Source organism: Streptomyces sp. NPDC050759 (assembly GCF_044456945.1).
Taxonomy (GTDB): domain Bacteria; phylum Actinomycetota; class Actinomycetes; order Streptomycetales; family Streptomycetaceae; genus Streptomyces.
Genome location: NZ_JBITGI010000010.1, coordinates 288,330 through 303,617, shown reverse-complemented (window position 1 = coordinate 303,617; position 15,288 = coordinate 288,330). Strand labels below are relative to the sequence as shown.

General features: G+C 70.4%; 9 protein-coding genes. 3 read left to right on the top strand and 6 right to left on the bottom strand.

Annotation, left to right across the window (positions count from 1 at the left end):
* Positions 1-42: 42 nt before the first annotated feature.
* From ACIBJB_RS28655 to ACIBJB_RS28640, 4 genes are all read right to left on the bottom strand, one after another.
* Positions 43-1,110, bottom strand: coding sequence for a glycerophosphodiester phosphodiesterase family protein (locus ACIBJB_RS28655; RefSeq protein WP_398934520.1), 1,068 nt, complete (start codon positions 1,108-1,110; stop codon positions 43-45).
* 149 nt (positions 1,111-1,259) lie between these two features.
* Positions 1,260-2,021 (bottom strand): YqjF family protein, encoded by a 762-nt coding sequence (locus tag ACIBJB_RS28650; RefSeq protein WP_398934518.1) that lies wholly within the window; start codon positions 2,019-2,021, stop codon positions 1,260-1,262.
* 109 nt (positions 2,022-2,130) lie between these two features.
* Complete coding sequence (locus tag ACIBJB_RS28645; protein ID WP_398934516.1) at positions 2,131-4,302, bottom strand: MMPL family transporter; 2,172 nt, start codon at positions 4,300-4,302, stop codon at positions 2,131-2,133.
* Positions 4,303-4,527: 225 nt separating this feature from the next.
* Complete coding sequence (locus tag ACIBJB_RS28640; RefSeq protein WP_398934514.1) at positions 4,528-5,535, bottom strand: aldo/keto reductase; 1,008 nt, start codon at positions 5,533-5,535, stop codon at positions 4,528-4,530.
* An 87-nt stretch (positions 5,536-5,622) separates the two neighbouring features.
* On the opposite strand from ACIBJB_RS28640, the gene ACIBJB_RS28635 reads away from it, so the two are divergent.
* Positions 5,623-6,537, top strand: a complete 915-nt coding sequence (locus ACIBJB_RS28635) for an AraC family transcriptional regulator N-terminal domain-containing protein (RefSeq protein WP_398934512.1) — start codon at positions 5,623-5,625, stop codon at positions 6,535-6,537.
* 617 nt (positions 6,538-7,154) lie between these two features.
* Positions 7,155-10,385, top strand: coding sequence for a fused isobutyryl-CoA mutase/GTPase IcmF (gene icmF, locus ACIBJB_RS28630; RefSeq protein ID WP_398934510.1), 3,231 nt, complete (start codon positions 7,155-7,157; stop codon positions 10,383-10,385).
* Between the two features lie 31 nt (positions 10,386-10,416).
* Here icmF and ACIBJB_RS28625 read toward each other — a convergent pair whose 3' ends face one another.
* Both ACIBJB_RS28625 and ACIBJB_RS28620 read right to left on the bottom strand, forming a co-directional pair.
* A complete protein-coding gene (locus ACIBJB_RS28625) occupies positions 10,417-12,423 on the bottom strand; it encodes a 2-oxo acid dehydrogenase subunit E2 (protein ID WP_398934508.1) in 2,007 nt (668 codons plus the stop codon).
* Position 12,424: 1 nt separating this feature from the next.
* Entirely contained in the window at positions 12,425-13,501 is a 1,077-nt protein-coding gene (locus ACIBJB_RS28620; RefSeq protein ID WP_398934664.1) for a thiamine pyrophosphate-dependent enzyme, read from the bottom strand.
* Between the two features lie 254 nt (positions 13,502-13,755).
* Here ACIBJB_RS28620 and ACIBJB_RS28615 point away from each other — a divergent pair, with 254 nt between their 5' ends.
* Positions 13,756-15,045: a cysteate synthase gene (locus tag ACIBJB_RS28615; protein ID WP_398934506.1), complete on the top strand. Its 1,290-nt coding sequence runs from the start codon at positions 13,756-13,758 to the stop codon at positions 15,043-15,045.
* Positions 15,046-15,288 lie beyond the last annotated feature (243 nt).

Here is a 15,288-nt window from a genome sequence, read left to right as displayed (position 1 = left end):
GTCAAGAGAACGCGGGTGTGGAGACCCGGCGGTCTCACTCCGTCAGCGGGGCCGGTACGCCCTCGGCAGGGGCATCCCGCGGTCGGCCATGATCCGCCGTACGTGATTCGGGTAGTTGGTGATGATGCCGTCCACGCCCATGTCCATGAGCGCCTCCACGGTGGCGGGGTCGTCACAGGTCCACGGGATGACCTTCAGGCCCCGGGCGTGCGCCTCCCGGACCATCGTCCGGTCGGCGTAGAAGCGGAAGTCGGGGTCGCCGACCTTGCCGCTCTGCGGGAAGCCGTAGTTGGGGGAGAGGGCCCTGACGCCGGGGATCGTGGCGGCCGCCCTGACGAAGTCGCCGCCGTAGTCGTCGGCGTCGATCCCGCCGAGCCACGGGGACGCACCTGGCAGGCCGACCTGGAGGAAGTCGTAGTTGGTGAGCGCGACGAGGGGCCACTTCGGGGCCAGCCTGTGCATCGCCTTCAGCGCGCCCCAGTCGAAGGACTGGATGGTGACCTGCTTCTCGATGCCCGAGCGGTGGATCTCCTCAAAGACCCGCCGTACGAACAGCTCACGCGGCGCGGTCTGTTCGGGCGCACCCGCCTCGACCTTCGTCTCGATGTTCAGCTTGACCTGCCTGGCGCGGTAGCTCTTCACCAGGTTCAGGACATCCTTCAACTCGACCATCCGGAAGCCCTTGACCACCTCCTGCTCGGGAAAGCCGGGCAGTTGCCGGTAACCGCAGTCCATGGTCTTGATCTGAGCCAGCGTCAGATCCTTGATGTACTTGCCGACATACGGGTACATCGGGTCGCCGGCCGTCACCGGTCCCGTGTCACGGCACTTCACCGCGCTGATCTGCCGGTCGTGGTTGACGACGACCTTCCGGTCCCTGGTGACATGGGTGTCCAGCTCCAGCGTGGACACCCCGAGGCGCATCGCCTTGCCGAAGCCCTCCAGGGACTCCTCGGTCGTCATGCCGATGCCGCCGCGGTGGGCCTGGAGATCGAAGTGCCGCTTGGCCTGCGGCGGTTGGTGGCCGTCGTACGCCGTCGCGGGCGTGGCGGCCGACAGCGCGAGCACCGGCACCAGCGCCAGCCCGGCGAGGACACGTCTTGAGGACATCGACACCTCACTCCTATGGGTCGGGACGCCCACAGACGCTAGTGAGGACGCGATTCGGTTCAACCCCTCGGACGTGATCCCGGCGTGAATGTCCGAGGAACGACGTTCCTGTCGGCGGTGTGGCCCCCGCGAACTCACCGCCCCCGTCGTCAGGGCGTCGGGATGCCCGCCGGGCGGGCCGGACGGCCGAGGCGGACCGGGACGCCGGGGGAGTACAGGACGCTGACCGGGGCGTCGGTCGGGGCGGGCAGGCCGGCCGCGGTGAGGAGGTCCTGCTCGCAGGTGAGCAGTTCGGCGCGGTACAGGGGCCAGCGCGGATGGTCGTTGGGCAGGTAGGCCAGCGGCTCGGGGCCGCCGAAGAAGGCGTTGTGCATGCCCCAGCGGGCGGTGAGGAAGTGCTCCAGTTCGGTCGGCTCCCGGATGGGTTCGCCGGTCCGTACCGTGATGAGGCTCCCGGCGCCGCGCGGTCCCGGCCAGCGGCGTGAGCTGGTGTAGGTGACGATGTCCCCGGCCGTGCGGACGCTCATCCGGGACCAGAGATACGGCAGCCGGAAGCCGACGCGTCCCATCACCACCGGGATCAGCCGGGAGGCGTCCATCGAGCGGAACACCACGCCACGCCGCCCGTGCGCGTCCACCGAGTACAGCCGCACGTTGGTCTCCGGGAAGGTCCCGAGATACGGCACCCCCGGCAGCCCCAGCCAGCCGACCCGGTGCATCCGGAACGCGACCAGGCCGACGTACGTCAGCCCGTCGTGCGTGTCGGGAACCGTGCCGCGCGGCAACAGCCCCGCCACGACCGACGGTTCGACGCCCCAGTGGATGAAGGCGAGGTCGAGCCACTGCTGGGTGAGGAGCGGGGTCCGTATGAGGGCGGGGGCGTCAGGGGTGACGGGAGCGGGGTTCGGCACGGGGTCCAGGGTGGCAGACGCCGGTCGTGTCCGGCCCGGCGGTGTGCCGGGACGGGACGGCGCCCGCCGGGCCGTGTGGCCCGGCGGACGCCGTTGCGTGCCCTCGCTGTCAGTTGCGGCGACCGGCCGGATCCTGCACCACCGAGTCCCGGCCTTCGTCGGAGACCGGTGCGGGGGCGGCCGGTGGTTCCTTCGCCCGGTCCGCGTGCCCCGGCCACCAGGCCGCGTGGCCCATGAGGGCCGTGAGGCTCGGCGTGAAGAACATCGCCATGACGAACGCGGCGACGGCGATGCCGAAGGAGACCGCGAAGCCCATCTCCGTGAGCAGGACGTTGCCGGCGAGCATCATCGTGGCGAAGGTCGCCGCCAGGATGAACCCGGCCGCCGCCACCGTGGGACCGGCGTGCCGTAGCGCCATACTGGCCGCCTCGCGCGGCTCGCGGCCTTCACGGGCCTCCTCCCTCAGCCGGGCGATCATGAGGATGTTGTAGTCGGTGCCGATGGCGACCACGAAGAGATACATGATCACCGGGAGCATGAACATCAGTCCGGAGTGTCCCTGTCCCTCCTGGAAGATCCACACGGTGGCACCGAGCGTGGCGCCGAAGCCGAGGCCCACCGAGGCCATCAGGTACCAGGGGGCGACCACACTGCGCAGCAGCAGCCCCAGGATGAGCATGATCAGCAGGGCTGCGACGGGGAAGACCGTCTTGTAGTCGTGGTTGACCGCGGTGCCGATGTCCTTGTAGATCGAGGACATCCCGCCGACCACTGCCTCGGTGCCGTCCGGGGCCTCGGAGTGCGCGACGTCCCGGACCCGGCCCACCGCATCGATGGCCTTGTCCGTCGACGCCTCGTACTTGAGGGTGACGGTGAAGTCGATGGTGGTGCCGTCCTTGTTCAACTGCGCCAGACGAGCGTTCGCCACGCCGTCCACGGCCCCGAGTTTCTTCACGTACGCGTCGAAGAGCGTCGTGTCGATCGGTTTGCCGTCGGTGCTGGAGAGATAGACGTCGGTCGGTGCGGCGGCACCCGCCGAATACGCCTTCTGCATCTCGTCCTGGACGACCATCGACTCCTTGGTCTTGGGCATGGAGCCGGCCGCCAGGTCGAACGTGGCGTTGTAGCCGAACGTCCCGAGCGACAGCGCGACCAGGACGAGTCCGGAGAGCGCGGCGGTGAGCGCCGGGCGCTTCTGCACGCCACGGCCCAGGGCGGCGAACCGGGCGTTCTCCGGCTCGCGTTGCCAGGACTTGGACGGCCAGAAGACCTTCGGGCCGATGAGGGAGACGACGGCCGGGATCAGTGTCAGGCCCGCGATCAGGGTGACGGTGACCGCGATCGCGAGGGCCGGGCCCATCTGCTTGAGGAAGCCCAGCGTCGACAGGACCAGCGCGAGGAAGGCGATGATGACCGCTCCGGCGGCGGAGGCGATGGCCTCACCGACCCGGTCGACCGCGTTGATCATCGCCTGCTTCGGTTCGTCGCCGAGGCGCAGGCGTTCGCGGTAGCGGAACATCAGGAACAGGAAGTAGTCGGTGCCCACGCCGAAGAGCACCACGATCAGGATCGACGAGATCGAGCTGTTGGCCTGGAGGTCGAACAGCTTGGTGGCGTACGCGATCAGCCCGTTGGCGATCGCCGACACCAACCCGATCGTGATCAGGGGCAGGAAGGCCAGGATCGGAGCCCGGAAGATGATCAGCAGGGTCACCAGGATGATGACGAACGTACCGATGCCGATCAGCGCCTCGCCGCGCTTGGACGAGTCCTGCTGGTCGAGGGCCTGCGCGGCGGAACCGCCGAGCTTGACGTCGAGGTCCGTGCCCTTGGCGAGTTGCTTGACGTCCTCGCGCAACACCTCGGCCGCGTCGGCCTGTTTGGGCTGACCGGCGTTCCTGCTGTCCATCTGGACCAGGGTCAGGGCGTACCTGCCGTCCGAGGACGGCTGGCCGGGGACGACCTTCTGCACCTGGTCGATCTTCTTCTTGCCGAGCTCGGAGGTGATCCGGGCGACGTCCTTCTTGTCGGCGGCGGTCAGCTTGCCGCCGTCGGTGCGCTGGTACAGCGCGATCGCGGACGGGGTGAAGGCGCTGGGGAACGCCTTCTCCTGGAGTTCCGCCGCTTTGATGGACTCGTAACTCTTGGGGAGGAAACTGCTCTCGTCACTGTTCGAGGGCAGGCTCGGGGCGGTGGCGACGATCGCCACCGCAGCGAATAACCATGCAACGATCGTCCAGACGGGATGCCGGACGACGGCGTTGCCAATACTTCGGAACATGCGGAAGGTCCTCCTGGACAGGAAGATCACCGCAACCCGGGGAGCGGTCCCTGGCATCGGCGACCCCCGGCCGTCCCTCAGGGCAGTCCCCCGTCGGACCGGCCGGAATGGTTGTCTTGAGCTCTCATCCTAGGGATCACCGGTGAAGATCGCTGGAGGTGCCCCACCTTCACTTGTCGTGCCGCTCGGGGAGGTATGTGTACGAGGCGTGGGTCCGAGATGCGGCTACCAGGTCGGCATCATGCTCTCGGGATAGCGGGAGCCGGCCGAGCCGCGGGGGAGGAGCTCCTGGATACGGGCGAGGTCCTCGGGCGTGAGGTCGACGTACGCGGAGGCGACGTTCTCCTCCAGGCGACGCGGGCTGCGGGTGCCCGGGATCGGCACGATGTCCTCCCCCTGTACCAGCAGCCAGGCCAGGGCCAGTTGGGTCACCGCGATGCCCTTGGACTCCGCCAGAGCGGTCAGCTCGCGCACCGCGGCCAGGTTCTTCTCGTAGTTCCCGGGCTGCCAGCGCTCGTCCCAGCTGCGCATGTCGTCGGCCGGGTACTCGGCGGCCGGCTTCACCGCGCCGGTGAGGAAACCGCGGCCCAGCGGCGAGTACGGAACGAAGCCGATGCCCAGTTCGCGCACGACCGGCAGCACCTCCGTCTCCACGGCCCGCTCGAACACCGAGTACTCGGTCTGCAGCACCGACACCGGGTGCACGGCGTGGGCACGGCGGATGATGTCGGGTCCGGCCTCGCTCAGGCCGAAGTAGCGCACCTTGCCTTCGGCGATCAGCTCGCCGACCGCTCCGGCGACGTCCTCGATGGGTACGTCCGGGTCCACCCGGTGCTGGTAGAGCACGTCGATGTGGTCGGTGCCCAGGTGGCGCAGGCTGTTCTCGGTGACCTCGCGGATGTGCTCGGGGCGGCTGTCCAGGCCGAATCCGCCTGCCGTTGGACCGCTCAGGTCGAAGCCGAACTTGGTGGCGAGGACGACGTCGTCGCGGACGTCCTTCACGGCCCGCCCGAGGAGCTCCTCGTTACTGCCGGTGCCCATGCCGTACAGCTCGGCGGTGTCGAAGAGGGTGACGCCGAGTTCGTAGGCGCGGCGGAGGGTGGCGATGCTGCCCTGCTCGTCCGAGGCGCCGTAGGCCATGGTCATGCCCATGGTGCCGAGGCCGACGGCGCCGACCTCCAGACCCTGGGTGCCGAGCGTGCGGTGCGGGAGGTTCCTGTCGTGCTGTGTCATGCCTCAACGCTAGGAACGCGGCACCGATGAGTCATGGGGCACAGGTCGCATAGGATTGCCTGATCCTCTCAGTCGAAGGGTGCTTTCATGCTGGACCGGCTCGCCCACGCCATCGCGCGGCACTGCCCGGGGCTGTGGTCGCAGACCGCTGTGCCCAAGCTGACGCTGGTCGCGCTCGACGAGCTCGTGGACCCCATCGAGGTGACGTACGAGCCGATGATCTGCTTCATCGCCGACGGTGCCAAGCGCACCGCTGTGGGCGAGCGCAGCTGGATCACACCACGCGGCGAGATGGCGCTGTTCACCCTCGATCTGCCGGTCACCGCCGCCTTCGAGAAGGTGCCGTACCGCACCGCCGTCATGCGGATCGACAGCGACGTCCTCGCCTCCGTGCAGCTGGAGCTGGCGGAGAGCGGACCGCCGTCCCCGGCGGCCGTCGCCGCGGCGGTGACCGCGCCGATGTCCCCGGAGGTGGTCGACGCGGTCACCCGCTGGGTCCAGCTGCTCGACAGCCCGGAGGACATCGGCCCGCTGGCGCCCCGCATCGAGACCGAGATCCTCTACCGACTGCTGCGCAGCCCGCTGGGCCCCGTCCTGCGGCAGTGGTCGCTCGCCGACTCGACCGCCGGCCGGATCCGTACGACCGCCCGCTGGATCCGCGACCACTACACCGAACCGCTCGGCATCGACGAGATCAGCGAGGTGGCCCGGATGAGCCCGGCCACGCTGCACCGGCACTTCAAGGCGGCCACCGGCATGAGCCCCCTGAGGTTCCAGAAGCATCTGCGGCTCCAGGAGGCCCGAAGGCTGCTGTTCAGCAGGGATATGACGGCGGCTCAGGTCGCCCAGGAGGTCGGGTACGTCAGCGCCACCCAGTTCAACCGCGAGTACCGCCGCGCCTACGGCCTGCCGCCCGGCCAGGACGCGGCGCAGCTGCGCACCCGGCTGACCGAGGGCCGGGAGGCGCCCCTGCTGCACGACGGGTCGGGCGCGAAGCCGTGAGGGTCGTTCTGGTGAGTGCCTCCTCGGGATCACACCCATAGATCCAGCCCGTCGCCACCAGCGGGTCGGCGCCGACGAGTGCCGCGTCGCGGACCCGCTGCCCGGGACCGTCGGAAAGGGCACTGTCGCGACCCTCTCCCAGACCCCCGCCCTGCCTGCCCGCCACTGGCGGCGCATCACGGCTGTCGGCTGTCTCGTCCTGCGCCGTGTCCGCGGAGCCGTGGCTGTCGCCGCGCTGACCGGCGTGGCGCTCGAGTGCCCGCCGCGACGGCGCCGGCCTGGACTGCGTCTGCTGTGGGATCGTCCTCGTGGCCGTCGCCGCGCCGACCGGCATCGTGCCGAATGTCGATCCGACCGCGCCGAGGCCTGGACCCCGTCCGCTGCGGTGTCGCCCCCCACCTCGACGATCTCGCCCGCGGCACTGGCGTGTGGCTCCGCAGTGCAGGCCGTTTCAGGGCGGCCCTGGACTCCTCCCGCTTCATCCGTCCGGCCGGCCGCCGGAAGGGCTCCGTGAACATCCTGCTGTGCTTCTGCTCACCCCGACCCCACGATTTTACTAGGACGTCCTACTATTTTCTCAGCCCGCGTTTTCCGACGTGTCCTGGGAAGGCTTCGCCATGAGCGACTTGCATCGCCCCGTCCACCCCGTCCGCCTGGTCACCGCCTCGGCACTGTTCGACGGGCACGACGCCTCGATCAACATCATGCGGCGGATCTTCCAGTCGCAGGGCGCCGAGGTCATCCATCTGGGGCACAACCGATCCGTGCGGGAGGTCGTGGACGCGGCTCTCGAAGAGGACGCGCACGGCGTGGCGGTCTCGTCCTACCAGGGCGGACACGTCGAGTACTTCGAATACCTGGTCGCCTCACTGCGCAAACAGGGCGCGGAACACATCCGGGTGGTGGGCGGCGGAGGCGGTGTCATCGTGCCCGAGGAGATCACCCGGCTGCGGGAGAGCGGGGTGACGATCTTCTCTCCCGAGGACGGCCAGCGGATGGGCCTCGCGGGGATGGTCAACACGGTCGTGCGGGACTGTGACTTCGACCTGTGGGACGGCAAACCGGCCGACCTCACCGCGGTCCTGGCCGGCGACCGGTTCGCGATCGCCCGCGCCCTCACCGGTGCCGAACTGGGCAAGCTGCCGCCGGAGTTCAGGCAGGAGTTGCGGGCCACCGCGGCCGCGCGGCACGTGCCGGTGCTCGGCATCACCGGCACCGGCGGCTCGGGCAAGTCGTCGCTCACCGACGAGTTGGTGCGCCGGTTCCGTGTCGACCAGCGGGACGCCCTGCGCATCGCCGTGATCGCGGTCGACCCGACCCGTCGCCGGGGCGGCGGCGCGCTGCTCGGCGACCGGATCCGGATGAACTCCCTCGACGGGAACCGGGTGTTCTTCCGCAGCCTGGCCACCCGCGGCAGCCGCGAGCTGCCCGAGCACCTCTCCGACGTGATCGATGTCGTCAAGGCCGCCGGATTCGACCTGGTGATCGTGGAGACGCCGGGCATCGGCCAGGGCGACGCGGCGATCGTGCCGTTCGTCGACGCCTCGCTGTATGTGATGACGCCGGAGTTCGGCGCGGCCTCGCAGCTGGAGAAGATCGACATGCTCGACTTCGCCGACGTCGTGGCCATCAACAAGTTCGAGCGGCGCGGCGCCAAGGACGCCCTGCGCGACGTGGGCCGCCAATTGGTCCGCAACCGCGAGGCGTTCGGCAAGCGGCCCGAGGACATGCCGGTGTACGGCACCTCCGCGGCCACCTTCAACGACGACGGCGTCACCGCCCTGCACCAGCACCTCACGGCCGTCCTCGCCGAGAAGGGACTCCCGCTGCCCGAGGGCACCCTGGCACGGGTCGACGTACGCCACTCCTCCGGCATCCGGCAGGTGGTTCCGCCCGAGCGGGTGCGCTACCTCGCCGAGATCACCGACACCGTCCGGGGGTACCACGCCGACACCGAGCGGCTGGCCGAAGCGGCACGGCGGGTGCAGCGCCTGGAGCTGGTCGGGGCCGAACTGGCCGACGCCGGCTCCGACGCCGCGAACGTGCACGCGCTGCTGGAGGACGCCCGCACCCGCCTCCCGCACGACATCGTCCGGCAGATCGAGAACTGGCCCGCCGTCATCGCCTCCTACTCCGGAGACGAGCAGGTCGTGAAAGTCCGCGACCGGGAGATCCGCACCAAGCTGACCCGCGAGTCCCTGTCCGGCAACAAGATCCCCCGCGTCGCCCTGCCCCGCTTCACCGACCACGGCGAGCTGGTGCGGTTCTGGCGGAACGAGAACCTGCCGGGCCACTTCCCGTTCACGGCAGGGGTGTTCCCGTTCAAGCGCGACGGCGAGGACCCGGCGCGGATGTTCGCCGGCGAGGGCGACCCGTTCCGCACCAACCGCCGCTTCAAGCTCCTGTCGCAGGGCCAGCCGGCGACCCGCCTGTCCACCGCCTTCGACTCGGTGACCCTCTACGGCCGTGACCCCGACGAGCGCCCCGACATCTACGGCAAGGTCGGCACCTCCGGCGTCTCGGTGGCCACCCTGGAGGACATGAAGGCGCTCTACGACGGCTTCGACCTCGTGGCGCCCACCACCTCGGTCTCCATGACGATCAACGGGCCCGCCCCGGCCGTCCTGGCGTTCTTCCTCAACACCGCCGTCGACCAGCAGATCGAACGCTTCCGCGACCAGGAGGGCCGCGACCCCTCGCCCGAGGAGACGGCCCAGCTGCGTGCGCACGCGCTGGCGAACGTGCGCGGCACCGTGCAGGCCGACATCCTCAAGGAGGACCAGGGCCAGAACACCTGCCTGTTCTCCACCGAGTTCAGCCTGCGGATGATGGCGGACATCCAGGAGTGGTTCATCGCGCACAAGGTCCGCAACTTCTACTCGGTGTCCATCTCCGGCTACCACATCGCCGAGGCCGGCGCGAACCCCATCAGCCAGCTCGCCTTCACCCTGGCCAACGGCTTCACCTACGTCGAGGCCTACCTCGCCCGCGGTATGCGCATCGACGACTTCGCCCCGAACCTGTCGTTCTTCTTCTCCAACGGCATGGACCCCGAATACTCCGTGCTCGGCCGGGTCGCCCGCCGCATCTGGGCGGTGGCGATGAAGGAGAAGTACGGCGCCGGCGAGCGCAGCCAGAAGCTGAAGTACCACGTCCAGACCTCCGGACGCTCCCTGCACGCCCAGGAGATGGACTTCAACGACATCCGCACCACCCTCCAGGCCCTCATCGCCATCTACGACAACTGCAACAGCCTGCACACCAACGCCTACGACGAGGCCGTCACCACGCCCACCGAGGAGTCCGTACGGCGGGCCCTGGCCATCCAGCTGATCATCAACCGGGAGTGGGGCCTGGCGATGAACGAGAACCCCCTCCAGGGGTCGTTCATCATCGACGAACTCACCGACCTGGTCGAGGAAGCCGTCCTTCAGGAGTTCGAGCGGATCAGCGAACGCGGCGGCGTGCTCGGCGCGATGGAGACGGGCTACCAGCGCGGCCGTATCCAGGACGAGTCGATGCTCTACGAGCAGCGCAAACACGACGGCTCCCTGCCCCTGATCGGCGTCAACACCTTCCGCAACCCCCACGCCGACACCGCCGAGCCCGGCGTCGTCGAACTCGCCCGCGCCACCGAGGAGGAGAAGCAGTCCCAGCTGGAACGCGTACGCACCTTCCACGCCCGCCACCACGACGAGGCCCGGGCCGCGCTGGACGCCCTCAAGGACGCGGCGGTACGCGGCGACAACGTGTTCGCGGTCCTCATGGACGCCACCCGGGTCTGCTCCCTCCAGCAGATCACCGAGGCCTTCTTCGAGGTCGGGGGCGAGTACCGCCGCAACGTCTGAAGCCGGCGTCGGCCTGGTGGGTCGACCGCCGTCAACCGCCCTCCACCGACCCACCCCCGACCGCGTCCACGACATGACGCAGGAAGCCCGCCGCGGTGCCCCCGTCGCAGACGCGGTGGTCGAAGGTCAGGGAGAGGCTGACGACCTTGCGCACCTCCACCCGGCCGTCCACCGCCCACGGACGGTCGGTGACACGGCCCACGCCGACCATCGCCACCTGCGGGTGGTTGAGGATCGGCGTGGCACCGTCGACGTCGAAGACGCCGTAGTTGTTGAGAGTGAACGTGCCGCCGGTGCGGTGCCCGGCCGGCAGGGCGTCCCGCCGTGCGAGGTCGGTCAGGCGGCGCAGTTCGGCCGCGAGGGCGTCGAGGGGCAACCGGTCCGCGTCCCGTACGACGGGCACGACCAGGCCCTTCGGCGTCTGCGCGGCGAAACCGAGGTGCACCCGGGAGAGGCGGACGACCTCCCCGCGGTCACTGTCGACGCGGGAGTTGAACTCCGGGAACGCGGCGAGCCCGCTGAGACAGGCCCGGGCGAGCAGCGCCAGCAGTCCCGCCCCGCGGGAGGCCCGCTCGGCGAGCAGTCCGGTGGCGTCCACGTCCGCCCAGATCGTCACCGAGGGGGTGTCGCGATGGGAGCGGAGGAACTTCTCGGCCGTCGCCCCCATCGGCACCCGGGCATCGGACGCCTCAACTCCGCCGCCCCGAGGGACAGGTGAGGGGGACCAGCGCTCCGACGCCCCCGTCCCGTACCCCGTCAGCACCGCACCCGAGGCGCCGTCGGGCTCCGCCACGGAGAGCAGTGGTCCTCCCACCCGTACGACCTCACCGGCCGGGCAGTGCAGGGCGGTCACCGTGCCCGCGAACGGACTCGGCAGCGTCACCACCGACTTGGCCGTCTCGACCTCGGCGACGACCTGGTCGTGCGCGACCAAGTCGCCCACCTCGACCTTCCACTCCAGGAGTTCGGCCTCCGTCAGGCCCTCACCCAGGTCGGGAAGGGTGAACGTACGTCCGGCCGCGGCCGGAACGGGACGGCCGGCGGGCCGTCCGCCGACGCCGGTCAGCCGGTGCAGCCCGGCCAGCACCCGCGCGACCCCCGGAAGGTACGCGCCCTCCAGCAGCGGCGGGGGACAGGGCACGTCCAGGCCCGTGACCCGCAACACCGGTGCGCGCAGGGCGTCGAAGCACCGCTCCTGCACCAGCGCCGCGATCTCCGCGCCGACGCCCGCGAACCCCTGGGCCTCGTGGACCACCAGACAACGCCCGGTGCGCCGTACGGATTCGGTGAGCGTACGGTCGTCCAGCGGCACGAGGGTGCGCAGGTCCAGCACCTCGACGTCCAGGCCGACGGCGGCGGCCTCCGCGGCGGCTGCCAGGCCCACGGCGACCGAGGGGCCGTAGCCGACCAGGGTGGCGTCGGTGCCGGGGCGGCGGACCACTGCGGTACCGAACGGCTCGGTGCGGCAGGGGAGTTCGGTCTCTTCCTTCGTCCAGTAGTGCCGCTTCGGTTCGAGGAAGATCACCGGGTCGGGGTCCTCGATCGCCTCGCGCAGCAGGGAGTAGGCGTCCGCCGTCGTCGCCGGGGTCACGACCTTCAGGCCAGCCGTGTGCGCGTAGTACGCCTCGCTGGAGTCGCTGTGGTGCTCGACGGCGCCGATGCCGCCGCCGTAGGGGATGCGCACCACGATCGGGAGCCCCACCCGCCCTCGGGTCCGGTTGCGCATCTTGGCCATGTGGGAGGCGATCTGCTCGAAGGCCGGGTAGGCGAACGCGTCGAACTGCATCTCCACGACGGGACGGAAGCCCGCCATCGCCAGCCCGATGGCGAGACCGGCGATGCCGGCCTCGCTGACCGGTGTGTCGAAGCAGCGCCGGTCGCCGAAGGCGTCCGCGAGCCCGTCGGTGATGCGGAAGACCCCGCCGAGACGGCCCACGTCCTCTCCGAAGACCAGGACGCGCTCGTCCGCGGCGAGCGCGTCGCGCAGCGCGGTGTTGAAGGCCTGCGCCATCGAGGTCGGTTCCAGAGCCTGCGTCATCTCAGCGCCTTTCCGACTCGCGGTGCAGCGCCTCGCGTTGGGCGAGCAGGTGGGGGGTGGGGGTGGCGAAGACGTGGTCGAACAGGGCGGAGGAGTCGATGTCGGGATCCCGCGCCAGCCGTTCGCGCAGCCGGGTCGCCTGCGCCTCGGCCTCTTCCGACACGGCGAGGACGTCCGCGTCGCTCAGCAGGCCCCCCTCGCGCAGCGCGGCCTCCAGCCGGGCGAGCGGGTCCCGGGCCCGCCAGTGCTCCTCCTCCGCGGCCGTGCGGTAGCGGGACGGGTCGTCGGCGCTGGTGTGCGGACCGACCCGGTAGGTGTGTGCCTCCACCAGCCAGGGCCCGCCGCCCCTGCGCGCGTCCTCCACGGCGGCGGTCAGCACCGCGAGCACGGCGGCCGCGTCGTTGCCGTCCACCTGCTCCGCACGGACGCCGTAACCGATGCCCTTGTAGGCCAGGCCGGGCGCGGCGGTCTGCGCGGAGAACGGCACGGAGATGGCGTACCGGTTGTTCTGCACGAGGAAGACGACCGGCGCGCGCAGCACTCCGGCCAGGTTCACGGCCTCGTGGAAGTCGCCCTCGCTGGTGGCACCGTCGCCGACCAGGACCAGGGCGACCGTGTCGGAGCCCTTGAGGCGCTCACCGTGGGCCAGTCCGACGGCGTGCGCGGCGTGGGTGGCCAGCGGGGTGCACTGTGGTGCCGTGCGGTGACGCATGGGGTCGTAGCCGCAGTGGGCGTCGCCGCGCAGCAGGGTGAGCGCCTCGACGGGGTCGATACCGCGGCTGACCAGCGCGACGCAGTCACGGTAGGTGGGGAACAGCCAGTCGGTCTCGCGCAGCGCGAGGGCCGCACCCACTTGGCAGGCCTCCTGGCCGAGGCTCGACGGGTAGACCGCGAGCCGCCCTTGGCGGGCGAGCGCCGTCGCCTGCCGGTCGAACCGGCGCCCGAGGACCATCCTGCGCCAGGCATCCAGGAGGAGTTCGGCCGGACCCCCTTTTTCCCATTCTGGCAAAAAGGAAACCGGAACCCGGGAAGGGAGCCAGAAGGAAGGTTCTTCCCATTCCGTGCCCTCCTTATGCATCGACGCATCTCCCATGTTCCGCAGTCCTTTCGTCGAGGCGTGTGCGAAAGGGATGCTGTCCGCTTTCCCAACTGTGGTGCAGGGGCGGCCGGGTGAAGTGCCGTTGAACATCGATCACGCTGTTCACAGGCCGAACACAACCCGGTTCGCGTCGAGCAGGCGTCGCCAAAGGGTCATGTGCGTGTCACTCCTGCTTTCCGTAACCCGGGGTCCAATTGACCGGCCACGCACGGCACTTCGGAAAGCGAGCGAAAATGTTCCGAGCGCTCCCGGGAGCACGTCACTACACGGTTTTCTGTTCCTCATGCGGAACCCGCTACGAGGACGACGGACTCATGCTCGACTGCCGTGCGTGCCGGGAACCGGCGTTCCTGCGCACCGATTACCACGGGACGCACACCGCGAGTGCGACAGGACTGTTTCGCCACGCCGCGCTGCTGCCTGTGGTGCGGATCTTCCCCGAGGTGCCGGGACCGGTGGTGTACCCGGCGGAGCGGCTCGGCCGGCTGCTCGGACTGGACCGGCTGTGGGTGGCGTTCAACGGGCACTGGCCCGAGCGCGGGGCGCACTTGCCGACCTGTACGTTCAAGGATCTGGAGGCGTACACCGTCCTGGGGCGGCTGCCCGCCGACCCGCCGCTCCTCGTGATCCCCTCGGCCGGGAACACCGCGGCCGCCTTCGCCTGGGCGGCCACTCGCCACCGGGTCCCGTGTCTGCTGGTCGTGCCCGCCCCGGCCCTGGAGCGGATGCGCTTCCCCGCGTCGCTCGACCCCTGCGTCCGCATCGTCGCCCTCGACGGCGCCGCCACCTACAGCGACACCATCGCGTGCGCCGACCTGCTCGCCCGGATGCCCGGCCACCACGCCGAGGGCGGGGCGCGCAACGTCGGCCGCCGCGACGGACTGGGCACGGTCATGCTCGCCGCCGCCGAGGCCGTCGGACGCCTTCCGCAGGTCTATGTGCAGGCCGTGGGCAGCGGCACGGGCGCCATCGGCGCGCACGAGGCGGCCCGCCGGATCCGCGCCGCCGGTGAGCCCCTGCCGCGGCTGCTGATGTGCCAGAACGAACCGTTCGCCGCGCTGTACGAGGCCTGGTGCCACGGCGGACAGCCGCCCGCGAGTCGTGAACTCGAACCCCTGGCCCGTGAACTCACCAACCGCCGCCCGCCGTTCGCCGTCCGCGGCGGGGTGCGGGACGCGCTGGAGGAGAGCGGTGGCCAGGTCCGATGTACGGACAACGAAGCCGCGCTCACCGCCATGGCCCTCTTCGAGGAGACCGAGGGGATCGACATCGAACCCGGCGCGGGCGTGGCCGTGGCCGCCCTCGCGGAGGCCGTTCGCGACGGACAGGTGCGCCCCGACGAACTCGTGCTCCTCAACATCACCGGCGGCGGCCGCGCCCGCCAGGCCCAGGACCTTCCCCTCGTGCCCGCCGAACCCTGGCTGCGCGTCACCTGGCCGGGCGGCGAGTCAGGGCCGCGCCGCGTTGCCGAGCAGGTCGAACGTCAGCTGGCGGGCGTCGTGACGGCGGGGGCCGTCCGATGAGGGGTGTTTCCGCGGCTGGCGACGTGCCGTCGGTGGCGGGCGTTTCTGTGGCTGGCGATGTGCCGTCGGTGGCGGACGTTTCCGCGGGTGCCGATGTGCCGTCGGTGACGGGTGTCTCTGTGGCTGGCGATGTGCCCCCGGTGACGGACCTTTCAACGCCCGCCGGCGTGCCCCCGGTGACGGATCCTTCAACGCCCGCGGGTGTGCCGTCGGTGACGGATCCTTCAACGCCCGCCGGCGTGC

Excerpts from the sequence above, each read along its gene's own strand:
- ACIBJB_RS28625 (WP_398934508.1), bottom strand. The coding sequence starts at position 12,423 with ATGACGCAGGCTCTGGAACCGACCTCGATGGCGCAGGCCTTCAACACC.
- ACIBJB_RS28640 (WP_398934514.1), bottom strand. The coding sequence starts at position 5,535 with ATGACACAGCACGACAGGAACCTCCCGCACCGCACGCTCGGCACCCAG.
- ACIBJB_RS28635 (WP_398934512.1), top strand. The coding sequence starts at position 5,623 with ATGCTGGACCGGCTCGCCCACGCCATCGCGCGGCACTGCCCGGGGCTG.
- ACIBJB_RS28620 (WP_398934664.1), bottom strand. The coding sequence starts at position 13,501 with ATGCATAAGGAGGGCACGGAATGGGAAGAACCTTCCTTCTGGCTCCCT.
- icmF (WP_398934510.1), top strand. The coding sequence starts at position 7,155 with ATGAGCGACTTGCATCGCCCCGTCCACCCCGTCCGCCTGGTCACCGCC.
- ACIBJB_RS28615 (WP_398934506.1), top strand. The coding sequence starts at position 13,756 with ATGTTCCGAGCGCTCCCGGGAGCACGTCACTACACGGTTTTCTGTTCC.
- ACIBJB_RS28645 (WP_398934516.1), bottom strand. The coding sequence starts at position 4,302 with ATGTTCCGAAGTATTGGCAACGCCGTCGTCCGGCATCCCGTCTGGACG.
- ACIBJB_RS28655 (WP_398934520.1), bottom strand. The coding sequence starts at position 1,110 with ATGTCCTCAAGACGTGTCCTCGCCGGGCTGGCGCTGGTGCCGGTGCTC.